The sequence below is a fragment of the Pseudoalteromonas sp. PAR1 genome, assembly GCF_947311895.1.
Lineage (GTDB): Bacteria > Pseudomonadota > Gammaproteobacteria > Enterobacterales > Alteromonadaceae > Pseudoalteromonas > Pseudoalteromonas lipolytica_C.
This window is the reverse complement of record NZ_CAMZMY010000016.1, coordinates 1-24,914: the sequence shown is the minus strand read 5'-3', so window position 1 is coordinate 24,914 and position 24,914 is coordinate 1. Positions and strand designations below refer to the sequence as shown.

Here is a 24,914-nt window from a genome sequence, read left to right as displayed (position 1 = left end):
CCCACAGCCCTGTCTAAAAAATTATAAAAATTATTTAAAATGTCACGGTTTTGCCGTGGGTATTTAATACCAATTCGCTTAATTAAGCATTTTTGCGGATTGGTATAAGACAAAGGTAAATCAATATGTTTCGTCAGTTATCAATTGCTGTAGCAATCAGCGCTGTGCTGTGCCCAGTTCATGCTGTGTATGCTCAAAACGACCAACAATCAGAAAAAATTGAACGAGTAGAAGTAACAGGATCACGAATTAAAGGGGTTGATTTAGAAGGAACCATCCCGCTTACCGTGCTTGACCAAGATGCAATCAAGCGCTCAGGAGCGAACACCATTCATGAGTTATTAAAAGATTTATCTGTATTCAAAGGCGGATCAGGTACCTTTTCGACATCTGAAAGCGGCGGTACATCAACCTCAACGCCAGCGGGTCAATCTGCTGCCAGCCTTCGTGGTATGGGGCCTTCAGCTACATTAACACTGATTAATGGCCGTCGTGTTGCGCCGAGCTCGTTCGCAGCAGGCACTGAAAATTTTGTTGATGTGAACTCAATTCCACTTGCCGCAATCGAGCGCATTGATATTCTCGCCACTGGTGCATCGGCAATATATGGGGCTGATGCTGTCGCTGGTGTTATTAACTATATTCTTAAAGATGACTTTCAAGGAGCTGAAGTAAACACTTCTTACACTAATAGTTTTGAAAGTCATGACGAAGGTAAGAAACAACTTAACTTAGTTTACGGCACGAATATAGGTGAGAGTAACTTAACGGTATTTGCCGATATTTACGATCGCAATGCCTTTAAAGCGACCGACAGAAGCTATACCGCAAGCCCAAATTTAGTGAATGGATACTCATATTTACCGAAACTTGAGAACTCACCAAACATTTATTATTACAGCAGCCGAGATGGCAATGAACTACCAGCGCCAAACTGTAAAACAGAGCTTGTCACGACTGAGTATGGTGAGCAAATTTGTGCTTACTATGCAAACCAAGATGATTACCTAGAAACCCCATTTGAAAGCCTTTCAACTGGCTTTATGTTTAACAGCACCTTAGGTGATTTAGATTGGCATACCGATTTCTTCTATAGCCAAACTAAATCAAAAGCCTATTCATCACCTGCACCAATCAATCAAATAAACGACGATGATGGTCCGTTTATCATAGAAGATGCGCTATTCATTTATGATAACGCTGATGGCAGTAACGACTTAATGGACCAGCTTTATATTGATCCATTTACCACTCAAGCGGGTCGAGATGTGTATGGCTTTGCATTTGATGCGCGTTTTAATTCACCACGAACGGTTGAAGTCGAAACCAAAAACTTTCGCTTAGTCAGTAGCCTTGCCGGTTATATTGGTGATTGGAGTTGGGAGTCGGGAGTAACATTTTCTCGTTCTAAGTCAGAGCAACAAGCAATTGATGGTATTTATAACCGCTATCAATTTCATGCAGCTATCACTGGTGAATTATGTTCTGACGGATCATTAGCTACATACGATGGAACACAGCTCAATTGTGCACAAGGTCAGTTAATGCCGTTCTACAACCCGTTTTTACAGGGGGATAGTAATAACGATGCAGTGCTTGATCTTGCAAAGGCAAACCCAAGTAGAAGCGGTGAAAGTACAGTATACGGTTGGGATTTAAACTTTAATGGCGATTTATTTACGTTTAATGAGTTACCCATTTATGCTGCATTTGGTATTGAAGCTCGACGAGAAGAATTAAAAGATATTCCATCGTTAGACTCACAAGCCCGTCCTGAAAATGGTTATTTGGTAGATGTATTTGGTTTCGGCTCTAGCTTGTCTGAGGCCGATCGTACTCAGTACGCTGCATTTTTAGAGTTGAATGTGCCACTCACTGAGCAGATAGAACTGCAAGTCGCTGGTCGTTACGATCATTACGATGACTTTGGTGGAACGTTTAACCCTAAAGTTGGTTTAAGCTATCGTCCTTCAGATTCTCTTATCATTAGAAGTTCTTGGTCAACGTCATTTAGGGCACCTTCATTAACTCAAGCAGGCGTAAAATTACGTACCACACAATCACGCTTCGATTGCGGTGCTAATCAGGCTGTTGCAGATTTATATTGTATGGGTGATGGCACCGAGGTCAGTGTTAACAGCCTAGAACTCGGTAATCAAGCACTCAAAGCCGAAGAGTCTGAAGCGCTCAGCATTGGCTTTGCATGGAGCCCATCTGTAAATACTAACTTAACGGTTGATTATTGGCATTTTGATCACGAACAAGTTATCGATACCAATATGACTGCAGTGCTAGATAGAGCTATTACAGATGCTTCTCTTCGTCACTGTGGGCTAGTACCACAAGGTCAACAAGGTATTTCGTACGAGGAGCAGCTGTGTGAAGTAACCGATAATGCTGGACTCAATATCGAAAGTGATGGCGCTAACCTTTCAGAGATCCTCACAAACTATATTAGTGAGTTTAACCCGCGAGAAGATGAGCTATTCCTGCCATTATTTAGAGACCATGTTATTCCTCTTGAAAATACCGGCACCCAGACATTAGCAGGTATCGATTTTAAATTTGATCATCGATTTAATTTTGCAAAAGGCAATTTAACACTCGCTTTCGATGGTACACACTATTTAGAGTTTGAGCGAAATAAACCTGGCTCAGATGCAATCGAAAAATTAATCGGTACTTATCGCTACCCTGAAAATGTAGGCAGATTTTCTATTGATTGGGAAGCTGAGAGTTATTACTTAAATCTCGGTGCCAATTATACCAGTAGTTATGAGGATGATATCGAAGGGCTGCGTGGTCGTGAAATAGACGAACTAGAAGAGCTTGGCGAGCTTAACGAGGAGTTAAAACGTGACGTTGATGACTGGTTAGTATGGGATTTATCAGCTGGCTATTTTGTCAATGATGCATTATCAATCCGCGCTCGTATTGATAATATCTTCGATAAAGAACCCCCTAAGCTATATGGCTCAAGCCGCGGGTTTGATTCAATCAATCATAATGCATATGGCACTCGCTATACGTTGAGTCTGAGCTATCGCTTTTAACATTAACGTGGGCGGCTATATGTCGCCCACATTGCTAAGTTTGTGTTATCAATAACTCAAACTCGCGGCTCTCAGTGTTAATCTTTCTCAGCAAGAGCTACAATACCTTGCTTTTCTCACATTCTTCGAACAATCGTTAAGTGACTTTATGAAAAACAAACAGTTTGCGATGCCTGATGCGAGCATCATTTTGTTATGCGTCGCAGTCATCGCCTATTTAGCCAGTTTATTTATAACACCCGGTGTGTTTAATGCCGAACAAGATAGTCACAGTGTTGAATTATCACAGTATCAAAAAGCAACAGAACATACACCACCTGCCCTTTTTGCAGAAGGAGGAGGCATTGGTCTAGCCAATGTATTGTTTGAAGGCTTAGTCTCTGGTGATAAATATGGTGCAGCCATCGGGGTAATGGCATTTATTTTAATCACAGGTGGCGCCTTTGGCGTTATTTTAAAAACAGGTGCGATTAATAACGGCATTATGGCGCTGATTAATAAAACACAACACGTAGAGTGGATATTCATTCCTTTGCTATTTGTGCTTTTTTCATTAGGAGGCGCAGTATTTGGTATGGGTGAAGAAGCCATCGCCTTTTGTATTGTGTTATTCCCCATTATGAAACAGCTCGGTTATGATGCAAAAGTAACTGTATTAACAACTTATGTTGCGACACAGATTGGCTTTGCTACCTCTTGGATGAACCCATTTAGTATCGCAATTGCTCAATCAATTGCAGAGATCCCGGTGTTTTCTGGTGCCGGATTCAGAATGGTTGCGTGGCTGGTTTTTACCTCATTTGGCCTTCTATTTACTATCCGATATGCTAATTCAATCAGATCGGCAAAGAACCTAAGTGCTCAAGAAAATAACAAGTCAATTAGCTTAGACAGCGCAGATAAGCTTATCTTAATAACCTTTATTGCAGGTATTATTTGGGTTATTTGGGGTGTTATGGCAAGGCAGTATTATATTCCTGAATTAGCTGCGCAGTTCTTCTGCTTAGGTGTAGCCTCTGCTGTGATTGCTAGTCTATTTAAAAAACAAACAGCAAATGAAAGCGCAAATGCATTTAAAGAGGGTGCACAAGAACTCCTGCCCGCAGCGCTTTTGGTTGCTTTAGCAAAAGGCGTTATTTTAATACTTGGCGGTAGCGATTTAACATCGCCTTCAACTCTAAATACTTTGCTTTACTATAGCGCCACCAGCATCTCAGTTGTACCAGACTATATCGCCGCTTGGGGTATGCTATTATTTCAAAGTGTGTTTAACTTTTTTGTATCTTCAGGTTCAGGACAAGCAGCAATCACAATGCCGCTAATGTCACCACTGGGTGATCTATTAAATATTTCACGGCAGATTGTAGTGCTGGCGTTTCAATTAGGTGATGGACTAACCAATATATTTATTCCCACCTCAGCAAGCCTCATCGGCTGTTTAGGCATTGTTAAACTTGATTGGAGTGAGTGGGCAAGCTTTATTTGGCGTTTTACCTTAGCGCTCTTTGGCCTTGCTAGTTGCTTTATTTTTCTCGCACATTTTATTAACTATCAGTAAAAGATTTAATTATGTTAACACTTATAAAAGGCGCCGATATTTTCGCTCCTTCGCCGCTTGGAAACCAAGATGTTTTAATCGCGGGCGGAAAAATCGTGGATATACAGCCTGAAATTAATATCGAAAATTATCATGGTGTTACCATCGTTGATGGATCTAATTGCATTTTAACTCCGGGGTTTGTTGACTCTTTAGTCCATATAACAGGTGGTGGCGGTGAGGCTGGTTTTGCTAGCAGAACACCTGAAATGAACCTAACAGATGCAACATTGCATGGTACAACAACGGTTATCGCCGCGCTTGGTACTGACTCAAGTAGTCGAACCCATAGTAATTTAATTGCAAAAGCAAAAGCACTTAAAGAACGAGGATTGAATGTTTTTTGCCATACAGGTTCATATCACTTACCTGCTAAAACACTGACTGGTTCAATAACGAATGACATTATGTATATTGAGGAGTTTATTGGTGTCGGTGAAGTCGCCATTTCTGATCATCGCAGTAGTCAGCCAACGGCTCAGCAACTTGCTGAACTAGCCGCTGAAGCAAAAGTGGCTGGCATGTTAAGTGGCAAAAAAGGCACGGTTAGTATTCATGTAGGTCCAGTAGATAGTCACTTATCTTTATTACATGAGATAGATAGCTTAACTGATATTTCGCTTAGCCAGTTTTATCCTACGCATATGAATCGAAATCTTGCTTTACTCAATGCGGGCGTGGCGTTTTGCAAAGCGGGTGGCACTATCGACTTTACCACAAGCACGACAGAGTATGATCTTGCCCATGGTGAATATTCAGCCGCGCAGGCACTGGCTTACTGCCTTAAAAATAATGTACAACCGACTAAGCTCACCATGAGCTCTGATGGTCATGCAAGCTTACCTATTTTTGATGATAACTTTAATCTATTAGGTCTTGAAGTTGGTAAAGAATCAACATTGCATAGCTCGTTTGTAGAAGCCGTTCAAGAATATGGTGTATCGGTTGAACACGCATTAATGGCTATTACCTCAAATCCAGCTGATGTGCTTGGTATTAATAAAGGTAGAGTGACTATCAATGCAGATGCAGATCTGGTGTTACTTGATAATGCATCACTGCAGCCCATTGAGTGTTGGTCAAATGGCGTACACATGGTGCATCAAGCTAAGGCAATAGTGAAAGATACTTTTGAATAAAGGCTGCACGAGCAGCCTTAATTGCTTTCTTCTGAAATTCGAGTAACTAATAGTTGCTCGACCTTCACTCCTTCAACATCAACCACTTCAAATTTAAACCCGCCAAAGTGTATAAACTCGGCGCGCTTCGGAAGTCGCTTCATCGTATAAATAAGGAATCCGGCAACAGTTTCATAATGTGATTGATCAGGAAACTCTTCTATCTCTAGCACTTTAGCAAGCTCAACCACAGGTGTCAGGCCATCCACTAACCAAGAAGTGTTATCACGTTGAATAATTAACTCTTCGCCCTGATGACTGATCAAATCACCCATAAAGCCTTTCATTAAATCTTTAACAGTGACAATGCCAACCATCAGTGCATATTCATTAACAACAACAGCAAATGGCTCAGCTGCTTTTTTAAAGGTATTTAATGCTTCAGAAAGACTGAGTGTTTCTGGTAAGTAAAAAATATCACGGCTGATTAACTCACTATCTATCTCAGCAGTTTGCCCTTTAAGTACTTTACGAAGGATATCTTTTGATTCAACCGAACCAATTAATTTGTCTAAACTACCATCACACACTAAAAAGTGATTATGCGGGTGCTCAATAATTTTGGTAGCGACTTCTTGGGCATCAGCTTTTACATCAAAAAATACAATTTGATCACGTGGAGTCATCACACTCGATAAAAACCGGGCCTCCAAATCAAACACATTGCCTATTAACTCATATTCCTGTTGTTGTAGGCTGCCATATTCAGCCCCAGCATCCATCATTGCAACGATGTCTTCTGTGGTAACAATATCTTCTCGTTCAGCCGGAACTTTAAAGGCGCGTAAAATAAAGTTTGTAGTGCCATTAAAGAACACAACAAATGGCGTTAATGCAAAGGTAACCCAACGCATTATAGACACCACATTGACAGCAACAGCCTCAGGCATAATCATCGCTAGGCGTTTAGGCAGTAAATCTGCAAATAAAATGAATAATGAGGTTATGCTAAAAAACGAAATCAAAAAGCTAATTTGACTTAGTAACGGGCCTTGATAAATCATCCCTAAAATTTGTTCAATATAAGGTGATAAAGCTTGCTCACCGACAATACCACCTAAAATAGCAATCGCATTTAAGGCAATTTGTATCATCGCAAAAAATGCCCCCGGCTGCTCTTGCAACGTTAATACTGCCTGGGCTTTTTTATTGCCTTCGTCGACCATGACCCTTAATTTTATCTTACGTGATGCAGCAATAGCTATTTCGCTCATTGCAAACAACGCACTGATCAAAATTAATATCATAATAACGAGTAAGTCACTCATTGTGGCTCCTAGTAAAAAGCATTCAGACTGTTGAATGCAAACAACTTTTTGCTCACTTATGCTGTTTAGAGTTTGGCGAGAATGGTCAAAAAGCAGCTGATTATAACTGCTTTATCGCAATCAACAAGTGCTATTTTAAATCACTGGAAACAAAGGCTTTATTGAGCTTATCTAAAGTCACTGGGTCGATATTTCCGTTACAAGCAAAGTATAAATCAGCGCGTGCAACAGGTAGCTGATAAACAGGCTCTAGAAAAGAAAGGCTTTGATCATTTTTACTTTCAAATTGATATTGTTGGTCACTTAATACCACTAAATCAACAGTTGTACGACGACTCTTAAGAATGTCGTAAATATTTTCAAAGCTATCAAGCAGGATTAACTGTTTATTTTCATTAAAACCCTGCTCTTTTAAATAAACATGGGAATAGTTATTTTTTAGAACTGCAGTACGATATTTTTTCGCATCATCGAGATTATTGATACTCAGCCGATTTGATTTAAATGCATAAAAAGATGCTGAAAAGCCTTCAAGTTTATGTATCCACTTAAATTTTTTCTCTCTGGAAGGAATACGTGCTAATGAAAAAATACACGTGTTTGCGTCACGTAAAGCAGCATTGTATGTAATTGACCAAGTATTAATTGATATGTCGTACTGCATCCCTGATTTTTCGAGGGCAGCTTTAACTTTGCCCACGACAGAGCCAACTAACTCACCTTGTTCGTTCTGATATTGGAAGTTTGGAAAGTTTTCAGTTACCACTGTTATTGCTGCAAAACTAGGTTTAGCAATAATAAGCAATAACAAGGCTAGAGATTTCCACATCGCAGACAAACCAAATTTATAATTATTTTTTATAATAATATAGCGTGTAGTTAGGAATAATGGAATGTTTTTAAGACTAAGGAATGACTAAGGGGAGTAACACACTCCCCTGTTGCATCAAGGCAAATTACTTGTTCATCGCAGCAATTAAAAAGGCAGAAATTTTTGCACCTTCTTTAAGCGTTGTTTCAGAACTCGTTTGACCAATCAAAGAGCTGTCTGTAAATGGTGCAATTTCCATCATATCAGCCCCGGTAATTGGAAACTCATCAGCTAAAGCAACTAAAATGTCTAACGCATGCTGTGGTGTTAAGCCACCTGCTTCAGGTGTGCCTGTCGCAGAAGCAAATGCTTCGTCTAGTGCATCAATATCAAAGCTCACATAAAGCTCATCAACTTTATCAGCTTTAAGCTGGGCAATTACTTCTTCAGCAACAGCTTTAGCACCACGCTCAATAATTTCATGTGCCCAGTGCTGCTTAACACCAAAAGTCTCTTCCCAGTGTTGTTTCGGTTTACCACTTGAACGAATACCAAATTGAATAAGGTTACGCGGTGCAGGTAGGTACTCAAGGATATGTGTACACCATGAACCAAAACATAAATCGATACCTAAGCGCTCTACAAGTAAATCAGTGTGGGCGTCAAAATGTATAATTGCAGTGCGTTTACCTGCGTCACGCTTTGCTTTTAAATACGCTTTGGTTAGCGGATAACTGATTGAATGGTCACCGCCAATCCCGAAAATACCTTTATCTGGGTAGTTGGCATAAAACCCATCACACACATCTTCAGTGATAGACAATGGTGATACATGGTATTCGCTGTTTTCATCAGCATAGAGTGCTTTTTGACAGTTTGTGATTGTAGCTTCGTTTAGGTATTTATCATGCAATAAATGCGGAATAACACGAACGTCACCTAAGTCGAACGCGCGAGCCTGTGGTTGTTGATCAATTAAGGTAGAACGTAAAAATAACGGGCCCCAGTTAGCACCACGTAAAATACCCCCACCACAATCAGAGCTGATCCCAAGAATCACAGCTTTATGTTCTGAGTCTGCTAGTGTCTCTAATGACTCTTTCCAAAGAACGTCTACGTTCTCTGTCTGACCGTATAATTTTGTTCGTAAGGCATCTTTACGTTCTTTCGCTGTATTTACCGTAAAAACACCATCGCCTGGTGGGCAAAGACATTGACTTAGTTTTTCGTGAAATGCTTTTTGTGTGTTACTCATTTCTACTCCGCTGCTAAATAACTGCATATTCATTCGTAATCGTTAAAATTACGCTTTCTCATAATCTAGAAACCGCGATGCAAGCATCACATTTATCATGAGAAGAAGGAAAAATTAACCTCTTGAAATTTATAGTTTATTATTTCTAAAGAGACTTATTATGGGTGCTCAATAACTCAATGAGCGTGGTATTTTGGCAGGTATAACATGCACGGAGGGAAAGTCAAATTTTGCAGCAACCTATTAGATTGCTGCAATAGATTTATATTCAAGCAAGGTGAATACTCATTATTCGTAACCCCTTGGCTTCTTAGTTTTTATCACCGCAATGTAAGCATGCCAACTCGCGTAGCTTAATAATGGCATAATAACAATAAACCCAGCCGTTCCTGTGACAAATCCTAGAAATACCATGAATATTATTAAAGCAGCCCAAACAACCATTGCGCCTACATTGGTTTTTACTGCATTCATCGATGAGATAACCGCCGTCATTATATCTACGCGCCTTTCCATCATTATCTGCGGGGTAAATGCTGAAATAGCAAAAACTGTTACCAGTAAGATACCACCGACAATACTGCCGAGCGTTAAAAACGCAGATAACTGCTCAAAACTAGGATCTACAACATTCGGATACAGTGCGTGGATCAATGCAGCAAGTCTCATCCACACAATCATAATCACCATTAATAATACTGCAAATCCCCATTCACCAGCGGGGTTTCTAAACATTGATTTTAAACTGTGCATTAAGGTCGGTTTATGCCCTTTTTCTAGCTCCCAAGCAACATCGTAAAGCCCAGCCGCAAATGCAGGGCCAATAAGAGCAAAGCCAACAACCGCTGGCAAAATGACAAGATGTGTATCAAATTGATACACAAAGTACATTATTGCTGCAGGTATTAGTGTAAAAACTAAACCGTACACTAAGCTTAGGATTGGCGCATTGGCAATATCTTTAAACGCTAAAGCAAGCCAATGAAACGGAGCAGCCATAGAAACATGAGCACTCTCTAAACAGCGAGCAAATTCATGATGTTTACTCATAGATGATGAAGCAGGCATAATAGGTCCTCTTTTATCGTTACATCTTTAGGTTTAGGTTATCTGTGCAAATCTTGCAACATTCGTAATCTAATAGGACATCTGTCCTGTACTTTAAACACGTATGATTAAAGTATTACGCTTTAGACAAAAATAAGGTTTAATAATGGAAAAGGTATTTCATTTAGGGCTCACTCGTGAGGACTTAAACGGTGCAACACTGGCAATTGTCCCTGGTGATCCTGATCGCTCTGCCCGCATTTCAACACTTCTCGATAACCCAAAGTGCTTAGCGAAGACCCGTGAATTTCATGTATATCGTGGTGAGTTAAACGGCCACAGCGTGGTAGTTTGTTCAACCGGTATTGGTGGGCCATCTACATCAATTGCTGTTGAAGAGCTTGCACAGCTAGGTATTGATACCTTTTTACGCATTGGTACAACAGGTGCTATTCAACCACACATTAATGAAGGCGACATTTTAATTAGCCAAGCATCTGTTCGTTTAGATGGTGCAAGTCAGCACTTCGCGCCATTGAGCTACCCTGCGGTATCTGACTTTTTTGCAACACAAGCTATGGTTAATGCTTGTGATAATTTAGGCATTAATTTCCATATTGGCATTACAGCTTCAAGTGACACCTTCTATCCAGGCCAAGAACGTTACGATACCTATTCAGGTTATGTTCCTCGTTCATTACAAGGTAGCTGTGAAGAGTGGCAAAAGCTTGGTGTGATGAACTATGAAATGGAATCAGCAACACTTTTCACTATGTGTGCAGCACTTGGCTTACGCGCAGCGTGTGTTGCAGGTGTATTAGTAAACCGTACTAAGCAAGAAATTCCTAATGTTGACCACGGCGAGATTGAGAAAAAGTCAGTCGCCGTAGTCATTGAAGCTGCAAAACTATTGCTAAACTAATCTTTAACTAGCTTAGCAATACAGTGCTCGAATGCTGGTGGGTTATCAAAACTTGCCAGCACACTTTTAGCCACCTCATACTGATTTTCGGCCCCTTGTGTTTCTAACAAGGTGATCGACTTAACCGTCTTATCATCAAACTTTAACCCAGCAAGATAAAACTGACTTAAAGCACTTTGAAGCGGTGATAAACTTGGGCTGTAAGCCGCATTTTCAGCATAGCTTCCGTAAAAATTACCGTTTTCAAAAGTCGTGATTTTAACGCTACAGTAGTTCGCGGTATAAGGTACGTAAGCTTTTAGCGCTGTTTCAGCTAATTTCTGATCGAGCTCATTAACACTATCGAAATGACCGTCGTTTTTTTCCTGTGAGAATAAGCTTTCGTTATTCCCTAAGTCTGTTGGCCCAAACGAATACGGCAAAAGCTCATGTAAAGTAAAGTGTCTTTCAGGAAGTAATATTTCAAGTGATTGCGCTGTGCTGAGCTCATTCATAAACTGGCGACAGTATCCACAAGGGGCATCACTGATCGCAATTTTATCTATTGATTGAGCACCGTTTAACCATGCATTATTTATCGCAGATTGTTCTGCGTGAACAACTAAACTTAGCGCTTGATGAGAAAACTCCACATTAGCACCAAAATAGAATGTCGTTTCACCTTGCTGATTGTTACCTTGTGCAATAGCACCGACATAGAATTTTGAAATTGGTGCGATAGAAAACAAACTCGCAACAGGTACACACGCTTTTAAGAGTTGTGACTCTGTTAACTGATGTTGCTCACAAAGTAATAAAATATCAGCTTGAGATAAGATGCCACGTTGGCTTTTCAACTGACTAAAAAGAGATTGCTTTTGCTCATCACTGAAGTCAAAAGGTGTTGTTCTTGACACAGAATTAGATACGTCTTTCCTAGTTACTGTCATAACAAATTATAATTATTAATTGGCTAAACAGTTTAAAAGGTTATGCATTTAAATACTAGGTTTCAACGCGCTGTGTCTCGAAATTTACAACAAAAAAGTGTTAAATAGGCATTTTTTGTAAGCGCAAATATACACAGAAAATGAATTTCAGCTAGTTTCTCTGTTTATTGATGAACTAGCCAATTTTTAGCTTTACTAAAACACTCAAAATTCTCGGCTTGAAGGTTGTAACGTTTAGCTTTTTGCACAAATAAGTCATGCATAAAGCCATCGAAACTCACCACAATAGCTAATACAGCTCGCTTTAACGAGTTAGCAATCACTGGCATTATAGTAAACAAGTCTGCTGGTGCGAAGTCATGGGTTAACTCAGATACATCAACAAGAATTTTTTCTGACCCATATAATACTGAATATTGATGGGCTATTTGGTAAAAATTAATCACATCCTGTGCACTTGCAGTCCCTCTTAACGTCATCATCACTAAAGACGTCGATGCATCATAAGTGATGCACGTTGACACGTTCGACATAGGTTACTCTAAAATGCGTGGGTAAAGGTAAAATTAATGGTTGCTGAATAAAAGCCGGGCTATTTTATGGATCTGCCTTGCTTAGTCAATACCTAGCAATAAAATAGGTATGACCAGTTGCAAAGTTCACACTTAAGGATTGGATTTATACCCGCAAATGTTACCTACTTTCATAATCTATTTACCTTTTGAACATGTATGAGTTTTCTAATCCATTATTAAGCTTTTTCGTATAACTCTATTTCTAATTAAAATCCATAATAAATAACCTCACATATGTAGACGAAAGGATTATGCACTTTCCATCCTTACTCTGGTTTGTATAAAGGATTATTTGAAATGAAAATTCGTTTTCTGTTTTATCTATGCTTGATGCTGTTCACAAGTACTGCTCTGTCACAAGCAATCACAGAAACTGAATTTAAAGAAATAGAAACCTCAATTACTGAAACCTATGCCAGCTCTCCTACCAATGCCCTACAGCTAGTCAATTCATTATTATCCTCCGACACAGTAATATTTTCATTAGAACAACGAGCAATAATCACAAATTATAAGGCTTGGTTTTTACTTGAAAACGATGAATTAGAGCAAGCCATGAAAACACTAGTTCATTTCATGGATATAGCATTACAGTCGAGTAATAAGGATTTAATGTATGGCTACTTAAACATATCTGGCGGTATTTATGCCCGATTAGGCATGTATCAAGATGCATTACACTATTATAGCGATGCATTACCTGTGGCAAAAACAATCGGAAAGCACCTTTTACAACAAACCGAAATAAATATTGCTCTGATTAACCTAAATTTAAAACGTTACCGTGACGCTACCATCGCTTTTGAACAATACAGAGATACCGCAAAAATAGAGAATCAGCCCCTAGATGAGTCGTTTGCAAGTACCCACCTTGCAATAGCGCTAATTGGTTTAGGTGATTTTGATCATGCATTAGATGTATTAAATGACGCGATAATATTACAACAACGCCACGATTTTACTGCTCATCTAAGTAAAAGTTTTGTATTGAAGGGAAAGGTATTACGTTTAAAAGGTATGTTAAATGAATCAGAAGAATTTCTAACTGATGCTGTAGAGCTTATAAAAACTCAAACCTACAGCGGTGATTACTTAAGTGTGGTTTTATGTTTAGCGCAAACATACGATGCACAAGATTCAGCGAACAAAGCTCTTAATTTACTCGCTTCGATTGAAACACATACTTTTAAGCTATCTGATATCACGACTCAACTTGAAGTTACCAAGTTGACTGCACAACTACTTGAAAAGCAAGAACAGTATGCTGAAGCACTGATTGCATACAAACACTATGCGCAAATCAATGCGGAAATTTTAAAACGCCAAGCAAATGTTAATTTAGCTAAAGCGTTAGCGCAGGCTGATGCAAAAGCTAAAGAGCTCAAAATTGCAGAACTTACACGGGCAGAGCAAGTAAAAGCAACAAAAGCGCAGGCGTTTAAAGATCTTACTATCGTCATATCAATATGCTTGGTAATCATCTTGTTTGGTTCTTTTATCGCGATAAATAATATTGATAAGCGAAAACAAGAACTTGAAAAGATACTAGTACAATTAAATGAAACGCAAGATCATTTAATTGAAATCGAAAAGATAGCCTCTTTAACCTCATTAGTCTCTGGCATGGCCCATCAATTAAATACACCAATAGGCACAATTGTCACAGCAAGTTCACTCATCGACGAATATTTAGAGTCTTTGTCAGATAAATTTAAACAACAAAACTTATCAAGCAAATACTTCCATGAATTTATTACCAACACCGACAAGGCCAAGGATCTTGTTATTTCAGCTATTAACCGCTTAGCAGGTATTGTTGAGGAATTTAAAGCACTTAATGTGTCTATTAACTTAGACAAACCGTTATCAAGTATTCCATTAAAAAACTTTATTCATCATAAACTAGAGCCTATGAGTAAATATTTGGGTAAGAAAATTACTTATCATGTTGATGGAGACAGTGTAGCCATTACTTCCTGCCCCTCAATTTTAGAGGATATTCTAAAAACTCTGGTTATTAATTCATATGAACATGGTTTTACACATACAGCAGAAGGAAAGGTAGACATTACCATCCGCGCAGGTAATGACTATGTCAAAATTATCTATCAAGACAACGGCGTAGGCATTAAGGAATCAATCCTGCAAGAAATTTTTACCCCATTCTATACCACTAATTTAGGTGGCCATCACTTAGGGCTTGGTTTGAACGTGGTTTTTAATGCTGTGAAATATAACTTGAAAGGCAATATATGCGCCGTACCATCAAAGCACGGCGCACGGTTTGTGATTACATTACCAATCGATGCACGATTAGTTGACGACATCAATTAACCTGTATTGCGCATACCTGCAGCAATACCAGTCATTGTAATCATTAGGGCATTATCGATATCACCTTCAGAGTTTTCATCTGCTGCACGTGAACGACGTAATAACTCCACTTGTAGTAAGTTAAGTGGATCAGTGTACGGGTTACGCAGTGCAATCGACTCTTTGATCCAAGGTTGGTCAGCAAGTAAACTTTTTTGTGGGCTTAATGACTGCACCAGCTCAATTGCCTCACTCAACTCTTGGCGAAGCTTCACACCAAGTGGTTTATATTGCTCAGTTACCAATGCATCATCGTAATGAGCACTTAACCAACTATCGGCTTTACTAAATACCATCTCTAGCATCTCTAATCGAGCACGGAAGAAAGGCCATTTTAAGCTCATTTCGTGAAGTGTCTCGATGCCATATTTATCTAAAGCAGCTTTAAGACCTGTTAACGCACCTAACCAAGCAGGCAGCATTAAACGGTTTTGGCTCCAAGCAAAAATCCATGGAATTGCACGAAGGCTTTCTACACCCCCATTTGGGTTACGCTTCGCTGGGCGAGAACCCAGTGGTAATTTAGAAAGCTCTTGCTCTGGCGTTGCCATTCTAAAGTAAGGTACAAAGTTTTCATCATGACGCACAACTTGGCGGTAATGCTCACACGAGTCAGCACTGATAAGTTCCATCACTTCACGCCACTCGCTTTTCGGCTCTGGCGGTGGTAGCAGGTTACTTTCAAGTACTGCACCGGCATAAATATTTAAGCTTTGTAGAGCAACAGCTGGTAAACCAAACTTAAAGCGGATCATTTCACCCTGCTCTGTTACACGCAGACCACCTTTTAATGAACCAGGAGGTTGTGAGCGAAGTGCTTGTGCAGCTGGCGCGCCACCGCGACCAACCGTACCACCTCGGCCATGGAATAAAATAAGCTCAATACCGCGATTCTCGGCTAATTGAACCAGCTTATCCATTGCTTCATATTGTGCCCAGCCTGCAGCCATCATACCTGCATCTTTTGCAGAATCTGAGTAGCCAATCATCACATTTTGTTGGTTTTGAATATGACCACGATACCAGGTGTTATCAAGTAAACATTCAATAACATCTTTACCATTATTTAAGTCATCTAGCGTTTCAAATAATGGCGCAACCGGTAAGTTAAACTTACAGCCGCTTTCTTTAAGCAATAACTGCACTGCCAGTACATCAGATGCAGTACGAGCCATCGAAATAATATACAGGCCGAATGTTTGTGCATCTTGCGCTGCAATTACATCAAATGTATCAAGCACTTCTTGTACTTCAGGGCTCGGTTGCCAATGTTTTGGAATAAGCGGACGGCGAGAATTTAGCTCAGCAAGTAAAAATGCTTGTTTGTCTTCTTCTTGCCATTGATGATAATCACCTAAGCCTAAATAACGTGTTAACTCAGAGAAAACATCACCATGACGCGACGAATCCTGACGAACATCTAATTTAGCAAGGCGTAGACCAAAGCTGTTAATACGACGCAGTACATCAAGCAGTAAACCATCGGCAACTACCTTCATATTGGTTTTAATCAGCGAGCGATAACACACTTCGATTGGGTGTTTAATTTGCGCTATATCTGTAATTAAATCTTCAGAATCAGTACGCTTTTTCTTAATTTTAGCGCCTAAATGCGTCACAGTTTCGGTAATTTGATTCTTGAGTTTTTTAAGTACCGCACGATATGGTTCAAAGTCTTGGCCTGCAAGTTCAATAAGCTCATCACTTGCATCTGACATTGATAGCTCATTGCTTAGCGTTTCGATATCACGCGAATACAAATCAAGCGCCATCCAGCGGCCATGATCAAGTACTTGCTGTGTCACTTCAGCAGTTACAAACGGGTTACCATCACGGTCTCCGCCCATCCAAGAAGTGAACTCAATTGGGCTGTAATCAATCGGCAACTCTAAATCGAGCTCAGTTTTTACATCTTCGCTAAATTCACGTAAGAAACGCGGTACGGCATGCCATAAGCTATTTTCAATAACAGCAAAGCCCCATTTTGCTTCGTCAATTGGCGTTGGGCGCGAACGGCGAATATCGTCAGTATGCCATGCTTGGCTAATTAGCTGAGCAATACGGTTTAATAAGTCAGCACGTTCGCTTGGTAAATTGTCTTTACGCTCTAAAGATGCAAGACAATCACTAAGTTCAACGTGTTTATTAATCATAGTACGACGCGTCACCTCTGTTGGGTGTGCGGTTAGTACAAGGTTTATGTGGAGTTTTGAGAGTGTTTGTGCCAAGTGATTTGGATCTACTTGACCTTGTTTTGCCGCTGTTGCTAACGCTTTTAATGTTTGAGTGAGAGGGTTTAATTGGCAAAAGCCAACATCATTAAAACGCGATACGGTATGAAATTGTTCAGCAACATTAGCAAGATTCAAAAAATGATTAAATGAGCGTGCAACCGGTAATAGTTCTTCATCTGTGAGAGCGTGTAGTACATCGATAAGCGCTTGTCTGTCGGCCTCGTTACCACTACGTGACGATTTAGATAAAGCGCGAATTTCTTCTACCTTATCTAAAATGGCTTGTCCTTGTGCATCTTTAATGGTTTGACCCAGCATTTGTCCAAGCATACTAACATTACCGCGAAGTGCAGCATATTGTTCACTCATTCTCATACTCCTTTCTTTAGCTAAGTTGAAAGTACTTACTGCGCAGTATTTAACCAAGCACGAACGCAGCTAAATACTGATCCTTTCTATTAATATCATTGTCGGCGTTAATTTAATAGATCGAATTTTCTAACAAACTCGTAAAAAAGAATAACCAATCTATCAACATAAAAGTGTAATAAACACGCAGTTTGTTTTGATACAAGGTTTAGCGACACACACAATTGGTAAAATGGACTTACCAATTAAATTGTCAAAATACGCGTAAATTAAGGCATTCTTAATATCAGTTTGGTCAAATTTTTACCGAGCCTTTTTATCTACTTTAGTTTAGGTAAATTAGATTCTAAATCGCGATCGCAATACTTATTGATGATAGATTGAGCTAAAAAAGTTTTTTAAATATTTTATAACAGGTCAAAAATGCAACTCTTTATTCTGTGCGGTGCAAGCAGTGAAATCGCTAAAGCCTATTTCACAACATTAAAAAAACAAATCAGTCGTGGTCATATCGTCACCATCAGCCGTAATAAATATAATGCTAATTTTGATGAGACATCGAACAATGAAATCAGCCACCAGCATTTTACAACTGATTACTCAGAGCAAAGCTTAGGTGAAATTGCCAAAGAACTTGCCAACAGCCAATATGACTTAGCTCAACTAATGATATTTAATGGCCTACTGCATGATCCAGAGCACGTACCTGAACGTAAACTTGAACAAATATCTGAGCAGCACTTTATAAATAGCATGCATACAAATGCCCTACTGCCAATTCGCTGTGTGGCTTTATTCTCAACGCTTTTAAAGCCGCAAGTAGCTTCGGTTATCTGTGCGTTGAGTGCACGTGTTGGTAGTATTAGCGATAACAAGTTAGGTGGTTGGTATAGCTACCGAGCGTCGAAGGCAGCTTTAAATATGTTATTTAAATCCGCTGCGATCGAACTTAGTAGGCGCTATAAACAATGCCACTGCGTGTTATTTCACCCAGGTACCACTGATACACCACTATCAAAACCGTTTCAGGCAAATGTACCCGAAGGAAAGTTATTTACCCCTGAGTTTGTAGCCGAGCAGCTGTATTCATTGATAAGTGATGCTGATTATTTACAACAATCACCCAGCCCAGCCTACTTTGACTGGCAAGGAAAACCCATAGACTGGTAACAGGAAAATTATGCATTTAACAAAGCAAGCCATTGCAGATTTAGAAAGCCGCTACCGCGCCCATTTAATTAATAGTTTGTCGGGATTTAAAAGTGCTAACCTAGTCGGCACACAAGATAGTAACGGCCAAACTAATTTAGCCATTGTGAGTTCAGTATTTCATCTTGGCGCACATCCCCCTTTAGTGGGTATGATAATTCGCCCTCATTCAGTGCCTCGCCACACCCTAGAGAACTTATTAGCGACTAAGCAATATACGATTAACCATGTCAACAAAGACATTTATAGCAAAGCGCACCAAACATCGGCACCCTACGATAAAGACGAGTCTGAATTTGATGCAACAGGCCTCACTACTCAATACCTAAATAACTTTACGGCGCCTTTTGTTAAAGAAAGTAAGCTTAAATATGCCCTTGAACTCAAAGAACACCACCACCTTGCCATCAATGGCACGGAACTTATCATAGGTGAAATAACTGATATCTACTTAGATGAGGCGTGTCTGCAAGAAGACGGCTTTGTCGATATTGAAGCCATTGGCACAGTGGCCGTTAGCGGGCTTGATAGTTACCACGTAACTGATCGTTTAGCCCGCTTAGCCTATGCTAAAAAATGAATCTTAGATTATGAATGGCTTAGGCGCTTGGGTTAACACCTCAAAGCCAGATTCGGTGACAACTATGTCATCTTCAAGGCGCACACCACCGTAGCCTGGTATATAAATTCCAGGCTCAATGGTGATCACATTTCCTACTTCAAGCTTGTAGTCTGTCAGTGTGTTGATAAATGGCACTTCATGTAAAAATAACCCTAAACCATGGCCAAGACCTTTACCTGCGTACTCGCCAAAGCCCGCATCAGCAATCACCTTGTTTGATATGGCATTTAAATCTAAACAATTAACACCCGGTTTAACCATTTCAAGTGCTGTATTTTGTGCATCTAGAACAGTATTATAAATACGGGTTTGTTTTTCTGATGCTTCGCCAATAATGTAACTACGAGTCATATCAGAGCGATAGCCATTTACAACTGCACCAAAATCAAGGGTTACAAAGTCACCTTGCTTTAAAACCTGATCTGACGGGTTACCATGCGGCAAGGCTGAGCGTTCTGCAAATAGCATGATAGTGGCAAACGACATACCCTCTGATCCTAGCTTTTGCATTCTAAATTCAAGCTCTAAGGCAAGGTCACGCTCAGTTACACCCGGTTTAAAATAAGGCAGCGTTTGTGCTAATGCTTCATCAGCAATGGCTGCGGCAGCCTTTATTTGCGCCACTTCCCAGCTATCTTTAACGCGTCTTAGTTTTTCTATTAAGCCGTTTACTGCTGTTAAAGTATGGCCGCTAAGATCATCTGCCACACCTTGCCAAATTGCTACTGTGACATAACTTGCATCAAATGCGACATGGCTGTTTGGGCTAAGGTGCCTGTTAATACAATGACCAAGAGTTTCGTTGTCTCTGTCTCGGCAAACAACTTCAAATCCTGTTGTTTCTGCAATTGCACGTTGGTGGTATCGGTAATCAGTGATCAACACACAATCATTTTGAGTAATTAATGCATAAGCGGCATTACCACTAAAACCACTTAAGTAACGAATATTTTCATAACCTAGTACTAACATGGCGCTGTAACCTTGTTGTTCTAGCAAGGCTTTAAATTCAGCTTGTCTTTTTAAGTAATTAACTTGCATTGTCGCTCCTTATTTTTTGCGCATGCTAACAATAATCGCCACAAATACGAATATTATGCGATTAGTCGCAGTGAGTTTGCATCAGCTGTTTACTCAAGCCACAATGCACAAAAAACCAAGGAGTACACAATGACAACATATGGTATTGGCACACAAACGCCAGAGCAGGCGCTTGACTCTTTGTCAGATATGACAACAGATTTAACCCCTATTCAAAACGACGAATTTCATGCGCGTATCGCAAAAGCACAAGCGTATATGCAAGCAAACAATATTGACGCAATTTACTTAAATGCAGGTACTAACCTTGCCTATTTTACGGGTATGCGTTGGTACGCAAGTGAGCGTTTAGTTGGCGCGATTTTACCTGCTAAAGGTGATGTGCAATACATAGCACCGTTTTTTGAAATCGGCAGCTTAAACGATTTTATGGTGATTGATGGCCCAATTCGAGGTTGGCAAGAGCACGAAAATCCTTACCAACTGTGTGTAGATGTACTTTCAGAAATGGGCATTAGCAAAAACGGCACCCTTGGTATTGATGAAAGCGCACAGTTTTTCATCTACGACGGTATTAATAAAGCTAATAGCAATTACAACATTGTTAACGCACAGTGCGTAACAGCTCACTCCCGCATGCATAAATCAGCCAGTGAACTTGCCTTAATGCAACGTGCTATGGACATGACTTTAGAAGTACATAAAGCAACGGCAAGTATGCTTTATGAAGGTATTACCACCACTGAGGTTGAAGCCTTTATTAAAAAAGCGCACCAAAAAGTCGGCGCACCGGGTAACTATTTTTGTATTGTGTTATTTGGTGTTGCGTCGTCTTTCCCGCATGGCGTTAAAAACCCGCAAACCCTTAAAAAAGGTGATGTGGTACTGATTGATACTGGCTGTAAAGTGCATGATTACCTCTCTGACATTACCCGTACTTATGTATTTGGTGAAGCAACCGAACGTCAACGTATGTTTTGGCAGCACGAGAAAAATGCCCAACTTGCTGCTTTTGCTGCTGCAAAAATTGGTGAGCCATGTGGCAAAGTAGACGATGCTGCAAGACAGTACCTAGCCGAAAATGGCATGGGGCCAGAATATCAAACACCGGGCTGCCCACACAGAACAGGCCATGGCATTGGTTTAGATATTCATGAATGGCCATACTTAGTTGGTGGAAACCCTACCCCACTCGCAACAGGTATGTGTTTTAGTAATGAACCTATGATTGTCGTACCTGATGAGTTTGGTATTCGCTTAGAAGATCATTTTTATATGACAGACGAAGGCCCGCGCTGGTTTACCGATCCGGCTCATAGCATTGATGACCCATTTGGTTTAGCTAAATAAAATTTCAATCATTATCAAAAGGCCAGTTTTCTGGCCTTTTCTGTATCTAAATTATTACAATCTTTAACAGTGTGTTTAGTTAAGAGACAACCTATCAGCTTTTATCATGTTATGATTTTAAGAATTTAACTTAAATACCTAACATAATTACGGAGAATAAATGGGTTTACGTTTTAAAGTTCCACATACCTTGATACTTCTGCTTAGCATGATGGTCGTTGCACTTATTGCTACATGGTTAGTACCGCAAGGTTTTTTCACTACCACATTAAGTGAATCTGGCCGCGAAATGGTCGCTGCAGGCACCTATCAAACGGTTGCTGAGCGGCATTACTTAACCCCATGGGATTTATTACAAGCCATACCTCGTGCTTTTGCTGCTGCTCAAGATGTTATTTTCTTTGTGTTAATTGTTGGCGGCGTATTAGCTGTTGCACGTGCGACAGGCACTGTCGATGCACTCATTGGTAGGCTTTTAGAGCGCCACGGTAAAAAGCCGCAGCGGTTAATTTTTATGGTGGTGTTTTGCTTTGCCTTAGCATCAAGCAGTATTGGTACCGCCGGTGAATATATTCCTTTTGTTATTATTTTAGTAGCCCTTTGTAAAGCAATGCGCTTAGACGCAATGACCGCCGTAGGTATGATAGTCGCAGGTTATGGTATTGGTTATGGTGTTTCGGCATTTAACCCATTTACCGTATTAATCGCACAACAAATTGCAGGTATTCCTGTTTACTCTGGCCTGTGGTTACGTTTAGCCATTTTTATTCCATTCGTGCTCATTGGTTTTCATCATGTTTGGCAATACACCAAAAAGGTAGCTAACGACCCATCTAAGTCAATGATGATTGGCGTGCCTTGCCCACTCGAAAATCAAACAGCAACAAGTTACCCAGCACTTGCCCTGCGCCATAAACTCATTTTAGGCAGCTTCATTATTACCCTTGCAATTGCAGTATGGGGCATCGCTACAAAGGGCTGGTACTTATACGAACTAGGCGGTGTTTTTATTGCTTGGGGTGTGGTTGTAGCCATTCTAGGTAAACTTTCTGCTGACGAAGCTGCAAACAAATTTATAGAAGGCGTATCTGATCTTGTTACCACCGCAGTGTTAATTGGTGTTGCACGCGGTATTGCCCTTATTTTAGAAGACGGTCAAATCCTGCATAGCCTTGTACATGGCATGTCGTTACCGCTTTCTTATGTATCAGCTGAAATATCTGCAATCGGCATGCTGGTTATTCAAACCCTACTCAATACTTTTATTCCTTCAGGTTCAGGGCAAGCTTATGTCACCATGCCACTAATGGCGCCACTAGGTGATTTAGTTGGTGTACCAAGGCAAGTCGCCGTACTTGCTTATCAATTTGGTGATGGCTTTTCAAATATGATCATTCCTACTAATGCCGTACTTATGGGTATTTTAGGCATGGCTGGTGTCCCTTATGGCCATTGGTTTAGATTCTGTTTACCACTATTGATTAAGCTAATGGTCGCAGCATCGGTTGTATTAGTTTTAGCAGTAATGTTTGGCTATGGCTTAGATGTCCAGCCCACACTAAATTAACTTAGTCGATTTTAAAAAAGCGCCGTAGGCGCTTTTTTAGTTTATATAAACTAATTTGTAGCAACACATTTTTAGATAGAAATGAGTTGGTGCTGAAGGACGACTTTGTGCCAAAATAATAACATTAGGCGTAACTTGATTCTGCCCCAAAATAAGTTAGGTTAAATGCTCTAACTGCTGCTTTGAGCAATCAAGAAACGGTCCAAGCCCTAAACATTGAATGATAAGTTAACGCACCTTTAATAATAGCTAGAAAATTTTGCTTAATGGGCTTACAACACCGTTTGCTCCTTGTTGTAAAACATGGGTGTAAATCTGTGTGGTTTTGACATCAGAATGGCCCAATTGTGCTTGAACGGTGCGAATATCGGCGCCACTTTGCAATAGGTGCGTTGCAAATGAATGGCGCAAGGTATGAGGCGTAATAACCTTTGTAATATTGGTTTGCTTTAATGCTTTTTTAATCGCTTTTCTAACACATGTAGGGTGGAAATGGTGGCGACGTATCTCGCCAGTTTCTGGGTCATCACTTAATTTGTAGGAAGGAAATAAGTATTGCCACGCTAGTGATTTATTAGCTGAGGGATATTTACGAGTTAAAGCGTTAGGCATCCACACACCTGCGTATCGCTCGTTTTGTAAATCTAATCTTAAATATTCTTCAACTTGCAAAATTTGATTTCTAAGTAGTGGGATCAACTCCGTTGCAAGAGTAACTATACGATGCTTTTTGCCTTTCCCGTTCCAAATTTGAATGCATTTGTAATCAAAATCAATGTCCTTTACTCGCAATTGCACCGCTTCCATCACATGCAAACCACTTCCATACATTAACCCCGTGATTAAGTAATATCGCTTGGAAAGATGACTCATCAATTGCTTTACTTCATCAGGCGTCATCACTACAGGCAGCTTGGGTTGTCGATTACTTCGTGCAAAATTCAAGTTTAAAGAAAGCTCATTTTTGACAATATGTTTATATAAAAAGCGAGCGCATTTAAAGCTGCACTTTGTGTTCTAGGTGACATATTACGTTTTAATACAATATGGTCTAAAAACGCTTTGAGTTCTGCATCTCCCATTGAGCTTGGGTGACGTTTGTTGTGAAAGTGAATAAATTTTGCGATCCAACCTAAATAAGCATTAATTGTTCTTAATGAATACTGACGAGTGAGCATATAGTCTGCAATGTAGTTTAAATAAGGAGAGCGAGTTTTCATTCCTTTGAAATGAAGCTGTATATATATACAGTTTTAGCTCAGTCGCTCGTATAGTCAAGAAAACGACCCAATCGCTCGTTTTTATCCTGAGGTAAAAGCGAGAACTCCTAAATTTTAATAACACTGGTAATTAGTTAACAAGTTTGTTAGAAATAATCTAATAAGAAAAACGAGCTACGCTGTGGTAGAAAAACGCGCGATTAGCTCGCTATAAACATGTTGAACTAAGCCGCTACGCGGAGATCCTATTCTTATAATTTGAGCCACACTTACCTTGGGGTTATCCCATAACTT

The 24,914-nt window shown here is 40.0% G+C and carries 17 protein-coding genes and 1 pseudogene; 9 read left to right on the top strand and 9 right to left on the bottom strand.

Annotated elements, in window-relative coordinates; translation table 11 throughout:
* Positions 1-125: 125 nt before the first annotated feature.
* The 3 genes from QL229_RS13795 to iadA all read left to right on the top strand — a co-directional run bounded on the left by QL229_RS13795 (position 126) and on the right by iadA (position 5,789).
* The gene (locus QL229_RS13795) at positions 126-3,053 is read left to right on the top strand and encodes a TonB-dependent receptor (protein ID WP_138556573.1); all 2,928 of its coding nucleotides are present in this window, start codon (positions 126-128) and stop codon (positions 3,051-3,053) included.
* Between the two features lie 148 nt (positions 3,054-3,201).
* Entirely contained in the window at positions 3,202-4,611 is a 1,410-nt protein-coding gene (yfcC, locus tag QL229_RS13790; RefSeq protein WP_281547083.1) for a putative basic amino acid antiporter YfcC, read from the top strand.
* An 11-nt stretch (positions 4,612-4,622) separates the two neighbouring features.
* Entirely contained in the window at positions 4,623-5,789 is a 1,167-nt protein-coding gene (gene iadA, locus QL229_RS13785; RefSeq protein WP_135926558.1) for a beta-aspartyl-peptidase, read from the top strand.
* Between the two features lie 17 nt (positions 5,790-5,806).
* On the opposite strand, the gene QL229_RS13780 is transcribed toward iadA, so the two are convergent.
* The 4 genes from QL229_RS13780 to QL229_RS13765 all read right to left on the bottom strand — a co-directional run bounded on the left by QL229_RS13780 (position 5,807) and on the right by QL229_RS13765 (position 10,230).
* Positions 5,807-7,096 carry a hemolysin family protein gene (locus tag QL229_RS13780; RefSeq protein WP_135926557.1) on the bottom strand — a complete coding sequence of 430 codons (1,290 nt, stop codon included), beginning with the start codon at positions 7,094-7,096 and terminating at the stop codon, positions 5,807-5,809.
* A gap of 130 nt (positions 7,097-7,226) precedes the next feature.
* Complete coding sequence (locus QL229_RS13775) at positions 7,227-7,925, bottom strand: transporter substrate-binding domain-containing protein (RefSeq protein WP_138556576.1); 699 nt, start codon at positions 7,923-7,925, stop codon at positions 7,227-7,229.
* A 127-nt stretch (positions 7,926-8,052) separates the two neighbouring features.
* A complete protein-coding gene (locus QL229_RS13770) occupies positions 8,053-9,162 on the bottom strand; it encodes an arginase family protein (RefSeq protein ID WP_135926555.1) in 1,110 nt (369 codons plus the stop codon).
* Between the two features lie 288 nt (positions 9,163-9,450).
* The gene (locus QL229_RS13765; RefSeq protein ID WP_199526905.1) at positions 9,451-10,230 is read right to left on the bottom strand and encodes a DUF2189 domain-containing protein; all 780 of its coding nucleotides are present in this window, start codon (positions 10,228-10,230) and stop codon (positions 9,451-9,453) included.
* Between the two features lie 145 nt (positions 10,231-10,375).
* Here QL229_RS13765 and udp point away from each other — a divergent pair, with 145 nt between their 5' ends.
* On the top strand, positions 10,376-11,131 hold the full coding sequence (udp, locus tag QL229_RS13760; RefSeq protein ID WP_135926553.1) for a uridine phosphorylase: 756 nt from the start codon (positions 10,376-10,378) through the stop codon (positions 11,129-11,131).
* Here the strand turns inward: udp and cdd are convergent.
* Positions 11,128-12,027: a cytidine deaminase gene (gene cdd / locus QL229_RS13755; RefSeq protein WP_253038974.1), complete on the bottom strand. Its 900-nt coding sequence runs from the start codon at positions 12,025-12,027 to the stop codon at positions 11,128-11,130. The two genes, udp and cdd, sit on opposite strands and share 4 nt — an antisense overlap.
* A gap of 197 nt (positions 12,028-12,224) precedes the next feature.
* The gene (locus tag QL229_RS13750) at positions 12,225-12,593 is read right to left on the bottom strand and encodes a hypothetical protein (protein WP_135926551.1); all 369 of its coding nucleotides are present in this window, start codon (positions 12,591-12,593) and stop codon (positions 12,225-12,227) included.
* A gap of 339 nt (positions 12,594-12,932) precedes the next feature.
* On the opposite strand from QL229_RS13750, the gene QL229_RS13745 reads away from it, so the two are divergent.
* Complete coding sequence (locus tag QL229_RS13745) at positions 12,933-14,969, top strand: HAMP domain-containing sensor histidine kinase (RefSeq protein WP_138558171.1); 2,037 nt, start codon at positions 12,933-12,935, stop codon at positions 14,967-14,969.
* Here the strand turns inward: QL229_RS13745 and ppc are convergent.
* Complete coding sequence (ppc, locus tag QL229_RS13740) at positions 14,966-17,611, bottom strand: phosphoenolpyruvate carboxylase (RefSeq protein ID WP_138558172.1); 2,646 nt, start codon at positions 17,609-17,611, stop codon at positions 14,966-14,968. The two genes, QL229_RS13745 and ppc, sit on opposite strands and share 4 nt — an antisense overlap.
* A 423-nt stretch (positions 17,612-18,034) precedes the next feature.
* Here ppc and QL229_RS13735 point away from each other — a divergent pair, with 423 nt between their 5' ends.
* Together QL229_RS13735 and QL229_RS13730 are read left to right on the top strand one after the other, a co-directional pair.
* Positions 18,035-18,781, top strand: coding sequence for an SDR family NAD(P)-dependent oxidoreductase (locus tag QL229_RS13735; RefSeq protein ID WP_138558173.1), 747 nt, complete (start codon positions 18,035-18,037; stop codon positions 18,779-18,781).
* Positions 18,782-18,791: 10 nt separating this feature from the next.
* Positions 18,792-19,400: a flavin reductase gene (locus QL229_RS13730; protein ID WP_281547082.1), complete on the top strand. Its 609-nt coding sequence runs from the start codon at positions 18,792-18,794 to the stop codon at positions 19,398-19,400.
* Positions 19,401-19,403: 3 nt separating this feature from the next.
* On the opposite strand, the gene QL229_RS13725 is transcribed toward QL229_RS13730, so the two are convergent.
* Positions 19,404-20,483: a Xaa-Pro peptidase family protein gene (locus QL229_RS13725; RefSeq protein ID WP_138558175.1), complete on the bottom strand. Its 1,080-nt coding sequence runs from the start codon at positions 20,481-20,483 to the stop codon at positions 19,404-19,406.
* 129 nt (positions 20,484-20,612) lie between these two features.
* On the opposite strand from QL229_RS13725, the gene QL229_RS13720 reads away from it, so the two are divergent.
* Together QL229_RS13720 and QL229_RS13715 are read left to right on the top strand one after the other, a co-directional pair.
* Positions 20,613-21,833: a Xaa-Pro peptidase family protein gene (locus tag QL229_RS13720; RefSeq protein ID WP_138558176.1), complete on the top strand. Its 1,221-nt coding sequence runs from the start codon at positions 20,613-20,615 to the stop codon at positions 21,831-21,833.
* 160 nt (positions 21,834-21,993) lie between these two features.
* Complete coding sequence (locus QL229_RS13715) at positions 21,994-23,400, top strand: TIGR00366 family protein (RefSeq protein ID WP_281547081.1); 1,407 nt, start codon at positions 21,994-21,996, stop codon at positions 23,398-23,400.
* Between the two features lie 249 nt (positions 23,401-23,649).
* On the opposite strand, the pseudogene QL229_RS13710 reads toward QL229_RS13715, so the two are convergent.
* Positions 23,650-24,620 (bottom strand): annotated as a pseudogene (locus QL229_RS13710) (integron integrase).
* Positions 24,621-24,914 lie beyond the last annotated feature (294 nt).

Coding starts and splice junctions, on each gene's coding strand:
- QL229_RS13795 (WP_138556573.1), top strand. CDS start 126: ATGTTTCGTCAGTTATCAATTGCTGTAGCAATCAGCGCTGTGCTGTGC.
- yfcC (WP_281547083.1), top strand. CDS start 3,202: ATGAAAAACAAACAGTTTGCGATGCCTGATGCGAGCATCATTTTGTTA.
- iadA (WP_135926558.1), top strand. CDS start 4,623: ATGTTAACACTTATAAAAGGCGCCGATATTTTCGCTCCTTCGCCGCTT.
- QL229_RS13780 (WP_135926557.1), bottom strand. CDS start 7,096: ATGAGTGACTTACTCGTTATTATGATATTAATTTTGATCAGTGCGTTG.
- QL229_RS13775 (WP_138556576.1), bottom strand. CDS start 7,925: ATGTGGAAATCTCTAGCCTTGTTATTGCTTATTATTGCTAAACCTAGT.
- QL229_RS13770 (WP_135926555.1), bottom strand. CDS start 9,162: ATGAGTAACACACAAAAAGCATTTCACGAAAAACTAAGTCAATGTCTT.
- QL229_RS13765 (WP_199526905.1), bottom strand. CDS start 10,230: ATGCCTGCTTCATCATCTATGAGTAAACATCATGAATTTGCTCGCTGT.
- udp (WP_135926553.1), top strand. CDS start 10,376: ATGGAAAAGGTATTTCATTTAGGGCTCACTCGTGAGGACTTAAACGGT.
- QL229_RS13750 (WP_135926551.1), bottom strand. CDS start 12,593: ATGTCGAACGTGTCAACGTGCATCACTTATGATGCATCGACGTCTTTA.
- QL229_RS13745 (WP_138558171.1), top strand. CDS start 12,933: ATGAAAATTCGTTTTCTGTTTTATCTATGCTTGATGCTGTTCACAAGT.
- ppc (WP_138558172.1), bottom strand. CDS start 17,611: ATGAGTGAACAATATGCTGCACTTCGCGGTAATGTTAGTATGCTTGGA.
- QL229_RS13735 (WP_138558173.1), top strand. CDS start 18,035: ATGCAACTCTTTATTCTGTGCGGTGCAAGCAGTGAAATCGCTAAAGCC.
- QL229_RS13730 (WP_281547082.1), top strand. CDS start 18,792: ATGCATTTAACAAAGCAAGCCATTGCAGATTTAGAAAGCCGCTACCGC.
- QL229_RS13725 (WP_138558175.1), bottom strand. CDS start 20,483: ATGCAAGTTAATTACTTAAAAAGACAAGCTGAATTTAAAGCCTTGCTA.
- QL229_RS13720 (WP_138558176.1), top strand. CDS start 20,613: ATGACAACATATGGTATTGGCACACAAACGCCAGAGCAGGCGCTTGAC.
- QL229_RS13715 (WP_281547081.1), top strand. CDS start 21,994: ATGGGTTTACGTTTTAAAGTTCCACATACCTTGATACTTCTGCTTAGC.